Raw genomic sequence first — 16,551 nt, 5'->3', positions numbered from 1 at the left:
CGGTCGGGGCCAGCGCCGCCTGCTGCCCGACCGCCTCAGGGCCGGGGGCGAAGCCGGCGCAGGACGGTGAGGGCGACGTCGGAGGCGGCGCGGTAGGCGCGGGGGGCGAGGACCCGCAGCAGCACGACGTACGACGTGAGCATGACGAGGCCGGCGAGCGCGAGCAGGGCGAGGCCGAGCAGCACGGAGTGGGTCTCGGCGCGCAGCAGCTCCGTCTCGAGGAGGTGGGTGACGTCGCCGGCACCCGCGGCGGCGACGATCGCGGGCAGGGTGGTCGCGGCGAGGTCGCGCCAGCGGACGCCCACGACCGGGCGCGCGAGCGTCATGACGGTGAGCCCCACGAGCAGCGCCGTGACCGAGACGGACAGGCCGACGCCGACCAGCCCGAGCGGGCCGACGAGGGCCAGCAGCAGCGCGATCGTCAGCGTGAACTCGGTGAGGGTGTACCAGTTGAGCAGCGAGGTGCGGCCCGCCCCCTTGATGGCCTCCTCGCTCACCGTGGTGAACGCCTTGCCCAGCCCGAGCCCGGCCATCGCCACCAGCACGACGCCGGCGCCGCGCCACTGCTCGCCGAGCACCAGCACCACGAGCGGCTCGCCGATCGCCACGAGCAGCGCGGTGACCCCGGCGGCGGCGGTGACGACCAGGCCGAGGGCGCGCAGGTAGCTCTGGCGGAAGCGGTCGGCGTCGTCGGCGATCCGGGAGAACGCCGGGAAGAGGGCGACGGAGCTGACCTCGACGAGCGCGCCGACGGGGATCTGCGCGATGCGCTCGCCGTAGCGGAACAGGCCGAGCCCGCTGGCCCCGAGCACGTGACCGGTCACGCCCGCCTGCACGCCCTTCTCGGTCTGCTCGGCGAACAGGCCCAGGGCCAGGGGGAAGCCGAAGTGGACGAGCTCGCGGTACATCGGCAGGCTCGCGCGGCCCCGTCCGGGGCGCCAGTCGCAGATCCACCACAGGGTCGCCACCCAGGTCAGCGTCGAGGCGTAGCTGCCGATCACCATGCTCCACACGCCGAGCCCCAGCGCCGCGAGCGTGACCGAGACGACCGCGAAGCTGACCGCCACGGCCGGGCCCACGACGAGCCGTCGGCGCACGCTGAACTCGCGCTGCAGCAGCGCCTCCGGGACGTTCGTGAAGGCGAACAGGAAGACCCCGCCGGCCATGCTCGCCGCGACGAGCCCCGCGGTGCGGCTGTCGAAGACCAGCGCGACCAGCGGCGCGATGCCCAGGGCGAGCAGCATGGTGAGGAAGCCGCTGACGATGGTCGCCCGGAACACGGTCTCGGCGGCGTCGTCGAGCCGGTCCTCGCGCTGCACCAGGCCGGCCCGGAGCCCGCCCTCCACGACGTTGCTGGCGAACGCCGTGAGCACGCTCCCGGCGGCGAACCACCCGACCTCGGTCGGGCTGAGGAGCCGCGCCAGGGCGACGGTCTGGACCAGCGAGACCAGCTGGCCGAACACCACGGCCGCGGCCGACGCGGCAGCGACCCGCCCGATGCGCTCCCGCAGCGTGCGGCCCCCACCACCGGGCCGCTCCGGGTCGGGCTCGGGCGCCGGGCCGGCGGGGGCGGGGTCGTGCGGCGAGGTCACGGGGCGCGCTCGACGACGGCGGGGCGCAGCTTGCCGCTGGCGCTGCGCGGGATCCGGTCGAGCACGGCGAACCCCACCTGCTGCCCGGGCCCGAAGTAGCGCTCGACCGCCGCCAGCACGTCGGCGCGGGCGGCGGCGAGGACGTCGTCGCCGGCACCGGCCCCGGGCACCATGCGCACCTCGAAGCGGCCGGGCGCGAGCTGGGCGATCTGGACCTCCCGCAGTCCCCGCACCGCGTCGACCACGGTGCCGGGCAGCGGCAGGGGCCGCCCGTCGGCCGAGGTGAACGCGTCCTCGGCGCGCCCGGCGACCGCGCCCAGCCGCGCGAAGCCCCGGCCGCACGGGCACGGGCCCGCCGGGGCCGGGCCCACGAGGTCGCCGGTGGCGTAGCGCAGCAGCGGGAAGCCCCAGTTGTGCAGCGGCGTGCCGACGATCTCCCAGCGCTCGCGCTCCCCGGGGACCGGGAGCAGCTCGGTGATCGCGTAGTCGTCGAAGAGGTGGTAGCCCCCGGCCTCGCAGGTGCCGGCGAGCGTGACGCGCTCGGTCTGGCCGTAGTGGTCCACCACCGGCGCGGCGTACGCGGCCCCCATCAGCTCGCGCTGGGCGGCGGTCATCACCTCGGAGGAGGTGATCACCGCCCGCACCGGCAGGGTCTCGCCGCGCTCGAGCAGCAGCGTGGCGAGCGCGGTGATCGCGGACGGCCACCCCTCGACGGCGTCGGGCGCGAAGGCGCGGACCTCGGCGAGCAGCCTGGCCGGGTCGGCGCGCGCCACGTCGTACCCGGACAGCAGCAGCTGGCGGGCGCCCGGGACCTCCCGGGTCACGGGGCCGCCGGCCGCGACCTGCGACGCGTCGGCGCCGGCCGCCCGGATCGCGAGCCGTCGGGCGCCGGGGGGCACCCCGAACCAGCCCCACTGGCGTTGCAGGGCCGCCAGCTCGTAGGCCGAGGAGCCGGGGGTGCGGTAGACGGTGACCACGCTCCCGGAGGTGCCGCTGGAGCGGGAGGGCCACACCAGCCGACGGGGGTAGGCCAGGAACCGCTCGGCTCCCTCCACGAGGTCGGCGCGGCGCAGCAGCGGCAGCCGCGGGAGGTCCGCGAGGGTGCGGACGTCGGCGGGGGAGACGTCGTGCTCGGCGAACCACGCCCGGTGGTACGGCGACCGTGCGGCCGCCCAGCGCACGAGCGCGCGCAGCCGCCGCTCCTGGAAGGCGCGCACCTCGTCGGTGGACGCCCGGTCCAGGCGGGCCAGGGTGCGCCGCATCCCGGGCGCGAGGGGGTGGGCGGTCCGCAGCCGGTGCTGCAGGCTCAACGGTGCGGACGACGGCACGCGCCCACTCTTCCACGTCCCCCCGACGCGCCGGGCCTCGCCGCTCTAGGCTGGCCGGTCGGGACCCGGCGAGGGTCCGGGCGCCGACGACGGCGACGCCACGGCATCGACCACGGCATCGACCACGGCGCCGACCACGGCGCCGACGAGGGCGCCGACGAGGACGGGGAGGGACCGCGCGCATGGCCGGTGGGCGGCTGGGGTGGTACGCGCGGCGGCTGCGCGCGATGGGCCCGGCGGAGGTCGCCTGGCGGATGCGCCGGCTGGCGGTGGAGACCGCCGCCCCGCGCCTCGATCCGCTGCGCGAGCGCCTCCCCGGTGCGCGCGCCCTGCCCGACGACGCCGACGCGGCGTCGTGGGAGCGCGCCCTGGCGGCGTTCCGCACCGCGACGGACCGTCCGGTGCTGCTCGACCGCGGGGCCGCGGGCACGATCGCCGCGACCGCGCCGGCGGCGACCGCGGACCTCCTGGCGGCCGCCGAGCGCGTCGCCGCGCACCGCTTCGCCTTCTTCGCCCACCCCGAGGTGACTCTCGCCGACCCCGTCGACTGGCACCACGACCCGCTCGCGGGGCACGACTGGCCCCGTGTCCCCGCACGCCGCCTGGACCACCGCACGGCGCCGGCCGACGTGAAGTGGATCTGGGAGCTCAACCGGCTCCAGCACCTGCCGTGGCTGGCCGAGGCGTGGCTGCTCACGGGGCGGGACGAGCTGGCCGCCGAGGCGTTCGCACAGCTCGACTCCTGGCTGGACGCGAACCCCGTCGGCGTCGGGATCGCGTGGCGCGGCGCGTTCGAGGCCGGCGTGCGGATGATCTCGGTGCTGGTGGCGCTGCAGGGGCTGCGGACCAGCCCGCTGCTGACCGCCGAGCGGCTGCGACGGGTGGTCGTCGTCGCCGACGCCTCCGCCCGGGCGTGCTGGCGGGAGCGCTCGCTGCACAGCTCCGCCAACAACCACCTGGTCGGCGAGCTCGCGGGGCTCGCCGCGACCTGCCTGCTGCTGCCCGAGCTCCCCGACGCGGAGCGTCGTCTGGGCCGTGCGCTCGACGCCCTGGTCCGCGAGGCCGGGCGGCAGGTGCTGCCGGACGGCGCCGGCGCCGAGCAGGCGGTCGGCTACCAGGTCTTCACCGCCGAGCTGGTGCTCGTCGTGGCCGTGCTGCTGCGAGCCTCCGGCCGCCCGGTGCCCGCGCCGCTCACCGACGCGCTGACCCGCAGCGGCACCTACCTCGCCGGCCTCGTCGGGCGCGGCGACCCCGAGCCCCGCTACGGCGACGACGACGAGGGCTTCGCGCTCCGGCTGGGGCCCGAGCCCGTGCGCACGATCGCCGACCACCTCGACGTCCTTGCGGCGTACGGCGCCGCGCCCGCGGACCTGCCGCCCGGTGCCGGCCTGACCGCGCGCTGGGTCGCCGCGGCCACGACGGGCACCCCCGGCCCGACGGGCCTGCTGCCCGACGCCGCCCGCGACGCCGGCTCCTTCCACGCCCCGCACGGGGGACTGGTCGTGCTGCGCCCCGCCGCCGGGGAGCGCGTCACCGTCGACACCGGCCCGCTGGGCTACCTCGCCATCGCCGCCCACGGCCACGCCGACGCGCTCGCCGTGACCTGGAGCGTCGGCGGGCGCGACCGGGTGGTCGACCCCGGCACCGGCAGCTACTACGGCCACCCCGCGTGGCGCCGCGTGCACCGCGGCACGGCGGTCCACGCCACCGTGACCGTCGACGGCGAGGACCAGTCGGTGATGGCCGGCGCGTTCCTGTGGTCGCGCCGCGCGGAGGTCACCGAGGTGGACGTCGACCTCGACCGCGGCGTCGTGACCGCGGAGCACGACGGCTACACGCGGCTGGAGGACCCGGTCGTGCACCGGCGGCACGTGGAGGCGCCGCCCGACGCCGGCGGCGGGTTCCTGGTCGTCGACGTGCTGCGCGCCGCCGGCGAGCACACGGCCGGCGTGGCCTGGCCCCTGGCGCCCGGGCTGCAGGCCCAGGTCGTCGCCGGCGGTCACCTCGTCACCGACGGCGCCGAGGCCCTCTTCGCGCTCGCCGCCGCGGCGACCGCCCCGCTGCGTCACACCGTCGTCGTCGGCGACCCCGCGACCCACCGTGGCTGGGTCTCGCGCCGCCTGGAGGGTCGCGAGCCGGCGCCGCTGCTGGGCACCACCGCGACCGGGACGGGCCCCCTCGTCGTCGCCACCCACCTGCACCCGGCCACGGGTGCCGGGGACCTGCGGCCCCCGGTCGTGGAGGTCGACGGCGACGTCGCGCGCGTCGTCTGGTGGGCGGGCGGGAGGCGCCGGGTGACCGATGTGGCCATCACGCCACGGCCCCCGGGGATCGCCCGCTAGCCTCCGGGGCATGGACTCGGGACGCACGGAACGTGCCCGTCTGAGCGTCTTCGGCCTCGGCTACGTGGGGTGCGTCTCGGCCGCGTGCTTCGCCGAGCGCGGGCACCGCGTCGTCGGGGTCGACGTCGACGAGGCGAAGACCGCGCTGCTGGCGCAGGGGGTCTCGCCGATCGTCGAGGAGCGCATCGCCGACGTCGTGGCCGAGGTCGTCGGCGACGGGCGCCTGAGCGTGACCTCCGACCTGGCGCAGGCGGTCCACGACACCGACGTCTCGCTGGTGTGCGTCGGCACGCCGTCGACCCGCGGCGGTCGGCTGTCCACGGAGTACCTCGAGCGCGTGACCGAGCAGATCGGCGCCGCGCTCGCCACCAAGCTGGCCACGGAGGACGCCTGGCACACCGTCGTCTACCGCTCGACGATGCTGCCCGGCACGTGCACCGACCTGCTCGTCCCGATCCTGGAGGAGCTGTCCGGCAAGCGTGCCGGCGTCGACTTCGGGGTCTGCGTCAACCCGGAGTTCCTGCGCGAGGGCAGCAGCGTCCGCGACTTCCACGACCCGCCGAAGACCGTCGTCGGTCAGAGCGACGAGCGCGCCGGCGCCGACGTCATGGCCCTGTACGACGGGCTGCCGGGGCCCCGGTTCGCCGTGCCGATCGGCGTCGCGGAGATGACCAAGTACGTCGACAACAGCTTCCACGCCCTCAAGGTCGCCTTCGGCAACGAGGTCGGGGCCGTGTGCGCGTCGCTGGGGGTCGACTCCCACGACGTGATGGAGATCTTCCTGGCCGACACCAAGCTCAACATCTCCGGCGCCTACCTGCGCCCGGGCTACGCGTTCGGTGGCTCGTGCCTGCCGAAGGACGTCCGCGCGCTGACCCACGTCGCGCGCTCGCGCGACGTCACGGTGCCGCTGCTGGACCACGTGCTGCCCTCCAACGAGGCCCACGTCGACCGGGCCGTGGAGACCGTGGTCGGCCTCGGCCACCGGCGCATCGGCATGTTCGGGCTCACGTTCAAGGCGGGCACCGACGACCTGCGGGAGAGCCCGCTGGTCGAGCTCGTCGAGCGGCTGATCGGCAAGGGCCACGACGTGCGCGTCCACGACAGCGTGCTCGTGCTGGCGCGCCTGCTCGGCGCCAACCGCGCGTTCGTCGACGACCGGCTGCCGCACCTCGCGCAGGTGCTGGTCGACGACCCCGGCGAGGTCGCCGCCCACGGCGGGACCGTCATCGTCGGCAGCCGCGACGAGCAGACCCTCACAGCGCTCGAGGGCCTGCGCGACGACGTGCAGGTCGTGGATCTTGTGCGTCTGCCCATGGACACGCGGCGCTCGCTCGGTCACCGTTACCACGCGATCGCCTGGTGACGGGGCGAGCGACCGGCCACAGGGGGACGACATGGGGGACACGCCGCGCTCGCGCGCGCCGTTCGTCAGCTTCCTGACCACGGCGTACCGGACCGAGGACTACGTGGCGGCGACCATCGCGTCGGTGCGCGCCCAGCTCGACGGCGACTGGGAGCTCGTCGTGGTCGACAACGGCCCCTCCGACGCCATGGCCGCGATCGTCACCCGCGTGGCCGACGAGGACCCGCGGGTCCGCCTGGTCCGGCAGGACAACGCCGGCTACGTCGGCGGTCTCGAGGCCGCGGCGGCGGTCGCGACGGGCGAGTTCGTGGTGCCGCTGGACAGCGACGACCAGCTCGAGCCCGAGTTCGTCTCCTCGATGCGCGCCTTCCTGCGCGACCACCCCGGTGCGGACGTCGTGGGCTGCGACGCGCACCTGTTCTCCGACGGCCGTGACCGCCCGCACGGCCGGGGCTACATGCGCTCGGTGGGGATGCGTCTGCCCGCCGGCGACGGCGAGCGGCTCGGGCTCGCGGACCTGCTCGACGGCCGCATCCCCTACTACGGGGCGCTGGTGCGGCGCAGCGCCTGGCGGGCCGTCGGGGGCTACGGCTCGACCGAGCCGGACGTCGACGAGTCCGTCGACGTGTGGCTGCGGCTGGTCGCGGATCACGAGGTGTGGGTCAGCCCGCGGCGGCTCGCCCGCTACCGGGTGCGTGACGACTCGCTGTCGCGTCACCCCAGCAGCGTGGCCGCCTTCGAGCACGCCCTGGTCAACAGCTTCCTCGCGCACGCCCGACGTCACCCCGACGACGCCCGCGTCGCCGCCCTGGTGGACCGCACGGTGCGCCGCCTGCGCTACCACCAGGCGCTGCGTCGCGCCCGGTACCACTTCGCGCGCGGCGAGGTCGCCGACGCGCGCCGCGAGGTCCGCGACGCCGCGCGGCAGCGGCGCACCCCGCGGGTGCTGCTGGTGCTCGTGGCGCTCCACGTCGCGCCGGGACTGCTCGCGGCGGTGCACCCGCTCAAGGCGCGCCTCGAGCGGTGGATCTCCCACCGCCTGCCCCAGGACACCGGTGAGCAGCGCCGCCGGCCCGCGCTCAGGCGGGAGCGATCCGCGCCAGCCCCTCGGCGGACGCGCTCAGCGGCGCAGCCGCGCGGTCAGCCTCCGACATCGCCGTGACCGGCAGCGGCCAGTCGATGGCCAGCTCCGGGTCGTCCCAGGCGATCGTCAGGTCCTCGCCCGGCGCGTGCTCGCGGTCGATGCGGTACGCCGTGTCGGCGGGGTCGGTCAGGGCCTGGAAGCCGTGGGCGCAGCCCGCCGGCACGTAGATCGAGTTCTGCAGGTCCCCGTCGAGGTCGAAGGAGAGCCAGTGCCGGTACGTCGCCGAGCCGGGACGCAGGTCGACGACCACGTCGTACACGCGGCCCGACGAGCAGCGCACGAGCTTGTTCTCGCCGGCGCCGGTGCGCACGTGCAGCCCCCGCAGGACGCCGTACGCCGAGCGCGACAGGCTGTCCTGGACGAAGTCGCGGCCGTCGATCCCGGCCTCGAGCCCGGCGGCGAGGTCGAAGGTCCGGGAGAAGAAGCCCCGGTGGTCGCGGTGCGGGGTGGGGCGCAGCTCCAGCAGACCCGCGATCGCGGTCGGGCGGACGTCCACGGCACGCTCCTCGTCCATCTCGCGATGGGCCGGACAGCCCGACCCGGCGCCCGTCACTATAGGTCCACCCGGCCCGGTCGGGCCCCGACGGAAGAAGGCCCCTGATGTCCGCGCCCCGGTGCCGGCTGTGCTCCGCCGAGCTCACGCACACCTTCGTCGACCTCGGCATGTCACCGCCGTGCGAGACGTTCCTGACCGCCGACGAGCTGGACGCGGGGGAGACCTTCTACCCGCTCCACGTGCGGGTGTGCGCGGAGTGCCTGCTGGTGCAGCTGCCGGCCTACATCCCGCCGGACGAGATCTTCAGCCACTACGCCTACTTCTCCTCCTACTCCGACTCGTGGGTGCGCCACGCGGGGGCGTTCGTCGCGACCGCGGCCGAGCGGCTGGGGCTCGACGCGGACTCCTTCGTGGTCGAGGTCGCGAGCAACGACGGCTACCTGCTGCGCCACGTCGCCGAGCGCGGGGTGCGCTGCCTGGGCATCGAGCCCGCCGCCAACGTCGCGGAGGCCGCGGTCGCCGCCGGGGTGCCGACCGAGGTGACGTTCCTGGGCCGCGCCACCGGTGCGGACGTGGCCGCCCGGCACGGTCGCGCGGACCTCGTCGTCGCCAACAACGTCTTCGCCCACGTGCCCGACATCGTCGACTTCACCGCCGGGCTGCGCGAGCTGCTCGCGGACGACGGCACCCTGACGATCGAGATCCCCCACCTGCTGCGCCTCATCGAGGGCCGCGCCTACGACACGATCTACCACGAGCACTACTCCTACGTGTCGCTGCTGACCACGCAGCGCGTGCTCGCCACGGCGGGCCTGACGGTCGTCGACGTGGAGGAGCTGCCCAGCCACGGGGGGTCCCTGCGCACCTGGTCGACGCCCACCGAGCACGCGGGCGAGCCGTCGGCCGCGGTGGCGAAGGTGCTGGCCGACGAGGAGGCCGCCGGGCTGCACACCCTGGAGGGCCACGCGGGGTTCGCCGCGGAGGTGGCGCGCGTGCGCGACCACCTCGTGTCGTTCCTGGTCGACTGCTCGCGGCGCGGCAGGAGCGTGGCGGCGTACGGCGCGCCCGGCAAGGGCAACACGCTGCTCAACCACGCGGGCGTGAAGCGCGACCAGATCTCCTTCGCGGTCGACCGCAACCCGTTCAAGCACGGCCGGTTCCTGCCGGGCACCCACATCCCCGTGCACGACGTCGACCGGCTCGCCGCGGAGCGGCCCGACTACGTCGTGGTCATGCCGTGGAACCTGCGCGCGGAGATCTCGGCGCAGCTGTCGTACGTCGCCGACTGGGGCGGCCAGCTCGTGGTCTTCGTGCCCGACCTGGAGATCTTCCCGCCGACGGTCCCGGACCGTGCGGCAGCGGACGGGGAGGTGGCGCCGTGAAGGTGGTGCTGTTCTGCGGCGGGCTGGGGATGCGGATGCGCACCGGGCCCGAGTCGCTGCCCAAGCCGATGATGCCGATCGGCAGCCGGCCGGTGCTGTGGCACGTGATGCGCTACTACGCCCACTTCGGGCACCGGGAGTTCATCCTCTGCCTGGGCCACGGGTCGCAGGCGGTGAAGGACTACTTCCTCGACTACCGCGAGACCCGGTCCAACGACTTCGTGCTGCGCAACGGCGGCCGCGACATCGAGATGCTCTCGACCGACATCAGCGACTGGACGATCACGTTCGCCGACACCGGCATCGACGCCGCGATCGGGGAGCGCCTGCGCCGGGTGCGCCACCACCTCGACGGCGACGAGATGTTCCTGGCCAACTACGGCGACGTGCTCACCGACGCCCCGATGGACGAGATCGTGGAGGGCTTCGCCGCCTCCGACGCGGTCGGCTCGATGCTCACCGTCAAGCCGCAGGACTCCTTCCACGTCGTCGGGATCGAGGACGGCCGGGTGACCGGCCTGACCGCGGTCGCGGACATGGACATGCGCATCAACGGCGGCTACTTCGTCTTCCGCCAGTCCATCTTCGACTACCTCGGCGAGGGCGAGGACCTGGTGATGCACGCGTGCGTGCGGGCGGCCGCGGAGGGCCGCATCCGCGCCGTCGAGTACGACGGGTTCTGGGCGCCCATGGACACCCTCAAGGAGCGCTCGGCGCTGGAGGAGCAGTACCGCCACGGCGTCAGCCCGTGGACCTTGTGGCGCCCCCGGTCGACCACGCCGGGGCGCGAGGTGCCGCGCGTCGACGTCGAGTCGCCGGCGGCCGGGGAGGGCGGCTGAGGTGCTGGGTCTGCGGCTGCCCGACGGTCCGCTGGAGGTGCTGTGCCTGGGCGCGCACCCCGACGACGTCGAGATCGGGTGCGGTGCGACGCTGCTGCGGCTCGCGCGGCGGCCGGGCGTGCGGGTGCGCGGCGTGGTGCTGACCGGGGCCGGCGGCCCCCGCGAGGCCGAGGCGCGCGCGGCGCTGCCGCGGTTCGTGCCGGACGCCGAGGTGGAGGTGCACGACCTCCCCGACGGACGCCTGCCCGCGGCGTGGGCGGCGGTGAAGGAGACGCTCGAGGACCTCGCCCGTCGTACCGCGCCGGACGTGGTGCTGGCGCCGCGGACCGACGACGCCCACCAGGACCACCGGCTGGTCGGCGGTCTCGTGCCGACGGTGTGGCGCGACGCGCTCGTGCTGCACTACGAGATCCCGAAGTGGGACGGCGACCTGGGTCCGATGAGCCACTACGTCGGCGTGGACGCGACGACCATGCGTCGCAAGCTCGAGCTGCTCGACGCGAGCTTCCCCTCCCAGCTCGCCCGCGACTGGTGGGACGCCGAGACCTTCGGCGGCCTGATGCGGCTGCGTGGCATCGAGTGCCGGGCGCCCTACGCCGAGGCGTTCCGCGCCGCGAAGGTGCTGCTGGACCTCGCTCCCGGTCCCGGGGAGGGCACGTGACGGCGTCCTTCGCCCGCTCCACCGCGCTGCAGGAGCGGCTGCACCGGGTCGTGCCGGGCGGTGCGCACACCTACGCCCGCGGCTCCGACCAGTACCCGGAGGACATGGCGCCGGTCCTCGTGCGCGGCGAGGGGGCGCGGGTCCTCGACGCGGACGGTCGCTGGCTCGTCGAGTACGGGATGGGCCTGCGCTCGGTGACGCTGGGTCACGGCTACGCGCCGGTGGCCGACGCGGTCGCGGCCGCGGCCCGCGCGGGCGTCAGCTTCTCCCGCCCCTCGGTGACCGAGCTCGAGGCCGCAGAGCGGCTCGTGGCCCAGGTGCCGGGCGCGGAGATGGTGAAGTTCACCAAGAACGGCTCGGACGCCACCACCGCCGCGGTGAGGCTGGCGCGGGCGGTGACCGGCCGCGACCTGGTCGCGGTCTGCACCGACCAGCCGTTCTTCTCCACCGACGACTGGTTCATCGGCACCACCCCGATGAGCGCCGGGATCGGGGACGCGGAGCGCGCGCGCACGGTCGGGTTCCGCTACAACGACCTCGGCTCCCTGGAGGCGCTGCTCACCGAGCACGCCGGCCGGGTCGCGTGCGTGGTGATGGAGGCGGCCACCGCCCTCGCCGAGCCCGAGCCGGGCTTCCTCGAGGGCGTCCGCGCGCTCACCGCGCGCGACGGCTGCGTGTGGGTGCTCGACGAGATGATCACCGGGATGCGCTGGGCCGCGGGCGGCGCCCAGCAGGTGTACGGCGTGACCCCGGACCTCTCGACGTGGGGCAAGGCGCTGGGCAACGGGTTCGCGGTCTCGGCGCTGGCCGGGCGGCGCGAGCTGATGGAGCTCGGCGGGCTGCGCACCGACGCCGCGCGCACCTTCCTGCTCTCCACCACCCACGGCCCCGAGGTCAGCGGGCTGGCCGCCTACCTCGCCGTCGCCGACGCCTACGACGGGGGCTTCGGCGCCGACGTGGTGGCCACGATGGAGCGCCGGGGCGCCGCGCTGGCCGCGGGCGTCAACGCGCTGGCGGCCTCCGCCGGGCTCGCGGACCACGTCGTCGCGCTGGGCCGGCCCTCGTGCCTGGTGTTCGCGACGCGCGACCACACGGGCGCGCCGTCGCAGGCGTTCCGCACCCTGTTCCTGCAGGGGCTGCTCACCCACGGGGTGCTCGGCCAGTCGTTCGTGGTCTCCGCGGCCCACACCGAGGACGACCTCGCCGTCACGCTGGCGGCCGTCGAGGCCACCCTCCCGTCGTACGCCCGGGCGCTGGAGCAGGGCAGCACCGACGGGCTGCTGCGCGGCCGCCCGGTGGCGCCCGCGCTGCGCGCGACCGCGGACCCGCGGCGCCTGCCCGACCTGGACGGCGCGTGACCGGCGTGGCCGGGACCCAGGGGCACGGCGGGGTCGCCGGGCTCGTCGACGCGGTGCGGGCCGGCGAGGTCGACCTCGCCGCGCTCGGCGAGTCGATGCACGCCCGCATGGCCGAGCTCTACCCGGTCCCGCGCAGCCTGACCGGAGACGGCGTGCGCGCGACGCTCGACCTGCTCGACGCGGTGGCGCCGCTGGAGCGGCACTCCGTGCCGACCGGCTACCAGGCCTACGACTGGACGGTCACCGACGAGTGGAGCCTGCGCCGCGCGACGATCACCGACGCCGACGGACGGGTCGTCGTCGACACCGACGACCACACCCTGCACGTCGTGGGCTACTCGACGCCGGTCCGCGCGACGCTGTCGCTGGAGGAGATGCGCGGCCACCTGCACACCCTGCCCGACCACCCGGACTGGATCCCGTACCGGACGTCGTACTACCACCGGCGCTGGGGCTTCTGCCTGCCCCACCGCCTGCTGGAGCGGATGGAGGCCGGCGAGTTCACCGCGCCGTACGACGTGGTGGTCGACGCCGACCTCGGGCCCGGCGAGCTGACCTGGGGCGAGCTGGTGGTGCCGGGGGAGACCGACGAGGAGGTGATGGTCACCGCGCACCTGTGCCACCCGTCGATCGCCAACGACAACCTGTCCGGCCTGGTGCTGGCCACCGAGCTCGCCCGCACCCTCGCGGGGCTCGGGCGGCGACGCTGGACCTACCGCTTCCTGTTCGCGCCCGGCACCGTCGGCTCCGTGGTCTGGCTCGCGCAGAACGTCGAGGGGCGCGAGCGGATCCGTCACGGCCTGGTGCTGACCGGCCTGGGCGGGCCCGGCCCGCTGGTGCACAAGCGCAGCCGCCGGGGCGACCGGGAGGTCGACCGCGCGGTCGGGCACGTGGTGGCCCGGCGCGGGGGCGAGCAGCGGGACTACTCGCCGTGGGGCTACGACGAGCGGCAGTTCAACGCGCTCGGCTTCGACCTGCCCTTCGCGCGGCTCTCGCGCACCCCGCACAACGAGTACCCGGAGTACCACACCTCCGCCGACGACCTCTCCTACGTGCGGCCCGCGGAGCTCGCCGACGCGTTCGCGGCCCTGCTGGAGGTCGTCGACGTGCTGGAGAACGACGCGACGCCGCGCAACCTCCAGCCGCACGGCGAGCCCCAGCTCGGCAAGCGCGGCCTCTACCCGACCACCGGCGGGCAGGCCGCGAACGAGGCCGTCATGGCGATGCTCTGGGTGCTGGCCTACGCCGACGGCGCCACCTCGCTCGTCGACATCGCCACGCGGGCCGACGTCGACTTCGCCGCCGTCCGCCACGCCGCCGACCGGCTCTCCCGCACCGACCTGCTGGCCTGAGCCACCGCCGCCCGTCCGGCTCGGCCGCGTCCGAACGACGGCGGCGACGGCCCGCCGACCGCTAGCCTCGGCCCGGACCCGGGCGCCGCCCGGACCGGCGGAGGGATGAGCGGATGCGCGTGCTGGTGACGGGGGCCGACGGCTACCTGGGGCGGCTGCTGGTGACGGAGCTGGAGCGCGGCGGGCACGAGGTCTCCACCCTGGACGCGGGCCTGTACCGCGCGGGCCTGCTCGAGGCCGGCGCCCCGATGGCCCGGCAGGCCGACACCCGCGAGCTGGACGCCGCGCCGTTCGCCGGCCAGCAGGCCGTGGTGCACCTCGCCGAGCTGTCGAACGACCCCCTCGGGGAGCTCGACAGCGACCTGACCGTCGAGATCAACCACCGCGCCTCCGTCCGGCTCGCCGACCTCGCGGCCGAGGCGGGGGTGGAGCGGTTCGTCTACTTCTCCTCCTGCAGCGTCTACGGCGCCACGGGCGAGACGATCGTCGACGAGGACGGACCGACCACGCCGCTCACGACGTACGCCCGCTGCAAGGTCGCCGTGGAGCAGGACCTGCTCGGCGTGGAGCGCCCCGGCCTGACGCCGGTGATCCTGCGCAACGCCACCGTCTACGGCCCCTCGCCCGCGCTGCGGCTCGACCTCGCCATCAACGAGTTCACCTACGACGCGGTCGTCCACGGGGCGGTCTCGATGCGCAGCGCCGGCACCTCGTGGCGCCCGTTCGTGCACGCCGGCGACATCGCGATCGCCGCCCGCGCCCTGCTGGAGGCGCCGCTGGACCGCGTCGGCCGCGAGATCGTCAACGTCGGCTCCGACGAGGCGACGATCACCGTGCGGCAGGCCGCGGACCTCGTCGCGCAGGCGGCGGGCGTCGAGGTGCAGGTCGCCGACCCCTCGCCCGACCTGCGTGACTACCGGGTCTCGTTCGCCAAGCTCGGCCGGCTCGTGCCCGACGTGCGGATGCGCCCGATCGGCGACGGCATCGCCGACCTCGCCGGGTTCGTGCGCGACCACGCCGACGAGTTCCGCGCCCGCCCCAAGGACGACTTCTTCCGCCTCGCGCTGCTGAAGCGCCAGATCGAGGCCACCGAGCTCGACGGCCGTCTGCGGCGCACGGAGGCCTGAGGCGGGGCCTGCCCCTCAGCCCTCCAGGACGAGGGCCCCGGTGGGGCAGGCGGCGCACGCCTCGGCGACCGCCGCACGCCGGTGCTCGGCGGGCTCGGTCTCGAGCACGACGAGCCAGCCGTCCTCGCCGACCTCGAACACGTCGGGGGCGAGCGACTCGCAGATCCCGGTCGCGGCGCAGCGCGACTCGTCGTGGGCGATCCTCATGCCGCGACCCCCCCGCCCGTGGCGCACGGTCATCCGGGTGACGGCGTGGAAGAAGTTGCCGGTGCCGAGCCGGGGCTCGCCGACGACCTCGAGGTCGGGCAGGCGGGTCAGCAGCTCGCGGAACGTCGCCAGCAGCTGGCGCCGGGCGAGCTGGAGGCCGAGGCAGTGGTGGATGCCGCCGCCGCCGAACGCCAGGTGGTGGTTGGGGGAGCGGGCGACGTCGAAGCGCAGCGGGTCCGCGAAGACGGCGGGGTCGGCGTTGGCCGAGGCGTAGAACAGGACCACCTTGTCGCCGGCCGTGAGCCGCTGCCCCGCCAGCTCGCAGTCCCGCGCCGCCGTACGACGGAAGGTCATGATCGGCGTCGAGACCCGCAGCACCTCCTCCACCGCGGTCGGCAGGCGTGCGTCGAGGTCCTCGCGCAGCCAGTCGGCCTGGTCGGGGTGCTCGGTCAGCAGCCGCGTGCCGTGGCTGATCGCCTGCCGGGTCGTGTCGTTGCCGGCGACCATGAGCAGCCCGAAGAAGGACACGATCTCGTCGTCGCTCAGCCGCTCGCCGTCGATCTCCGCGGCCACCAGCGCGGTGAGCAGGTCGTCGGGGCGCTCGGCGACCGGGGCCGCGCGTCGCTCCGCGAGGAGCGCGAAGCACACCTCGCGCATGGTCCCGGCGGCCTCGAGCAGCCGGGTCAGGGGGTCGGCGCCGTCGAGGAGCGTCTCGTCGCGCCAGCCACCGGCGAACTGCGCCTCGTGGGCGATGGTGCGGCGGTGCTCGTCGGGGACGCCGACCATGTCGCAGATGTTGTGCATCGGCACCAGGGCCGAGACCCGGGCGACGAGGTCGAACTCCGGCTCGTCCGCCACGGCGTCGACGATGCGGGCGGAGTTGGCGGTGATGCGGTCCTCGATGCGCCGCATCTGGCGGGGGGTGAACGCCGACGCCAGCAGCCGCCGCACGCGCGTGTGGCGGGGCGGGTCCATCGCGATGAACCCCTGGCCCGCGTCCAGCAGCTCCTGGGGCATCGACTCGAAGACGATGCCCTCACCCGACAGGAAGTCGTCGTGGCGACGCGTCACCTCGACGACGTGCTCGTGGCGCACCACCGCCCAGAAGCCCTGGTCGTTGGGGTCCTCGAAGAGCCCGTTCGCGACCGGGCGGTGCCACGACACCGGCCGCTCGGCACGCAGCTCGGCGAAGGTCCGCTCACGCTCCGCGGCGGTCGTCGACCAGAACGCCAGGCCGGACAGGTCCGCCGGGTCGTAGGGCCGCTGCTCGCGGGGGATCGCCTCGGTCGTCATGGCCCGACGTTCTGACAGAATCAATGTTCTGTCAAGGGACGACGACGTCAGGGGTGGGATGTCG

The 16,551-nt window shown here is 75.3% G+C and carries 13 protein-coding genes; 9 read left to right on the top strand and 4 right to left on the bottom strand.

Translation table 11 applies throughout. From position 1 onward, the window contains the following. Positions 1-35: 35 nt before the first annotated feature. Positions 36-1,592 carry an oligosaccharide flippase family protein gene (locus tag ABD158_RS11090; protein WP_344007113.1) on the bottom strand — a complete coding sequence of 519 codons (1,557 nt, stop codon included), beginning with the start codon at positions 1,590-1,592 and terminating at the stop codon, positions 36-38. After that, positions 1,589-2,920, bottom strand: coding sequence for a phenylacetate--CoA ligase family protein (locus ABD158_RS11085; protein WP_344007111.1), 1,332 nt, complete (start codon positions 2,918-2,920; stop codon positions 1,589-1,591). The genes ABD158_RS11090 and ABD158_RS11085 overlap by 4 nt, the downstream gene beginning before the upstream one ends. Before the next feature lie 182 nt (positions 2,921-3,102). Between ABD158_RS11085 and ABD158_RS11080 the strand changes: the two genes are divergently transcribed. Genes ABD158_RS11080 through ABD158_RS11070 form a run of 3 tightly spaced genes read left to right on the top strand, consistent with a single transcriptional unit; the run spans position 3,103 to position 7,790 of the window. Next, the gene (locus ABD158_RS11080) at positions 3,103-5,262 is read left to right on the top strand and encodes a heparinase II/III family protein (protein ID WP_344007109.1); all 2,160 of its coding nucleotides are present in this window, start codon (positions 3,103-3,105) and stop codon (positions 5,260-5,262) included. A 10-nt stretch (positions 5,263-5,272) separates the two neighbouring features. After that, complete coding sequence (locus ABD158_RS11075) at positions 5,273-6,628, top strand: nucleotide sugar dehydrogenase (protein ID WP_344007107.1); 1,356 nt, start codon at positions 5,273-5,275, stop codon at positions 6,626-6,628. Positions 6,629-6,659: 31 nt separating this feature from the next. After that, positions 6,660-7,790 (top strand): glycosyltransferase family 2 protein, encoded by a 1,131-nt coding sequence (locus ABD158_RS11070; RefSeq protein ID WP_344007105.1) that lies wholly within the window; start codon positions 6,660-6,662, stop codon positions 7,788-7,790. On the opposite strand, the gene rfbC is transcribed toward ABD158_RS11070, so the two are convergent. Further along, complete coding sequence (rfbC, locus tag ABD158_RS11065) at positions 7,708-8,268, bottom strand: dTDP-4-dehydrorhamnose 3,5-epimerase (protein ID WP_344007103.1); 561 nt, start codon at positions 8,266-8,268, stop codon at positions 7,708-7,710. The two genes, ABD158_RS11070 and rfbC, sit on opposite strands and share 83 nt — an antisense overlap. A gap of 104 nt (positions 8,269-8,372) precedes the next feature. On the opposite strand from rfbC, the gene ABD158_RS11060 reads away from it, so the two are divergent. From ABD158_RS11060 to ABD158_RS11035, 6 genes are all read left to right on the top strand, one after another. Next, on the top strand, positions 8,373-9,650 hold the full coding sequence (locus ABD158_RS11060) for a methyltransferase domain-containing protein (RefSeq protein ID WP_344007101.1): 1,278 nt from the start codon (positions 8,373-8,375) through the stop codon (positions 9,648-9,650). Then, positions 9,647-10,489, top strand: a complete 843-nt coding sequence (locus ABD158_RS11055; protein WP_344007099.1) for a glycosyltransferase family protein — start codon at positions 9,647-9,649, stop codon at positions 10,487-10,489. Before ABD158_RS11060 ends, ABD158_RS11055 begins: the two co-directional genes overlap by 4 nt. Before the next feature lies 1 nt (position 10,490). Beyond that, entirely contained in the window at positions 10,491-11,150 is a 660-nt protein-coding gene (locus ABD158_RS11050; protein ID WP_344007096.1) for a PIG-L deacetylase family protein, read from the top strand. Further along, positions 11,147-12,508, top strand: a complete 1,362-nt coding sequence (locus ABD158_RS11045; RefSeq protein ID WP_344007094.1) for a glutamate-1-semialdehyde 2,1-aminomutase — start codon at positions 11,147-11,149, stop codon at positions 12,506-12,508. Before ABD158_RS11050 ends, ABD158_RS11045 begins: the two co-directional genes overlap by 4 nt. A gap of 5 nt (positions 12,509-12,513) precedes the next feature. Beyond that, a complete protein-coding gene (locus tag ABD158_RS11040; protein ID WP_344007092.1) occupies positions 12,514-13,860 on the top strand; it encodes a DUF4910 domain-containing protein in 1,347 nt (448 codons plus the stop codon). A gap of 113 nt (positions 13,861-13,973) precedes the next feature. Next, on the top strand, positions 13,974-14,987 hold the full coding sequence (locus tag ABD158_RS11035; RefSeq protein ID WP_344007091.1) for an NAD-dependent epimerase/dehydratase family protein: 1,014 nt from the start codon (positions 13,974-13,976) through the stop codon (positions 14,985-14,987). Positions 14,988-15,002: 15 nt separating this feature from the next. Here the strand turns inward: ABD158_RS11035 and ABD158_RS11030 are convergent, their stop codons facing one another. Beyond that, the gene (locus ABD158_RS11030) at positions 15,003-16,487 is read right to left on the bottom strand and encodes a cytochrome P450 (RefSeq protein ID WP_344007089.1); all 1,485 of its coding nucleotides are present in this window, start codon (positions 16,485-16,487) and stop codon (positions 15,003-15,005) included. Between the last annotated feature and the right edge of the window lie 64 nt (positions 16,488-16,551).

The organism is Nocardioides lentus, assembly GCF_039529515.1.
Taxonomy (GTDB): Bacteria; Actinomycetota; Actinomycetes; order Propionibacteriales; family Nocardioidaceae; genus Nocardioides; species Nocardioides lentus.
The sequence above is the reverse complement of the archived record's forward strand: the minus strand, read 5'-3'. Positions and strand labels throughout refer to the sequence as shown.

Excerpts from the sequence above, each read along its gene's own strand:
- ABD158_RS11080 (WP_344007109.1), top strand. The coding sequence starts at position 3,103 with ATGGCCGGTGGGCGGCTGGGGTGGTACGCGCGGCGGCTGCGCGCGATG.
- ABD158_RS11075 (WP_344007107.1), top strand. The coding sequence starts at position 5,273 with ATGGACTCGGGACGCACGGAACGTGCCCGTCTGAGCGTCTTCGGCCTC.
- ABD158_RS11070 (WP_344007105.1), top strand. The coding sequence starts at position 6,660 with ATGGGGGACACGCCGCGCTCGCGCGCGCCGTTCGTCAGCTTCCTGACC.
- ABD158_RS11060 (WP_344007101.1), top strand. The coding sequence starts at position 8,373 with ATGTCCGCGCCCCGGTGCCGGCTGTGCTCCGCCGAGCTCACGCACACC.
- ABD158_RS11035 (WP_344007091.1), top strand. The coding sequence starts at position 13,974 with ATGCGCGTGCTGGTGACGGGGGCCGACGGCTACCTGGGGCGGCTGCTG.
- ABD158_RS11030 (WP_344007089.1), bottom strand. The coding sequence starts at position 16,487 with ATGACGACCGAGGCGATCCCCCGCGAGCAGCGGCCCTACGACCCGGCG.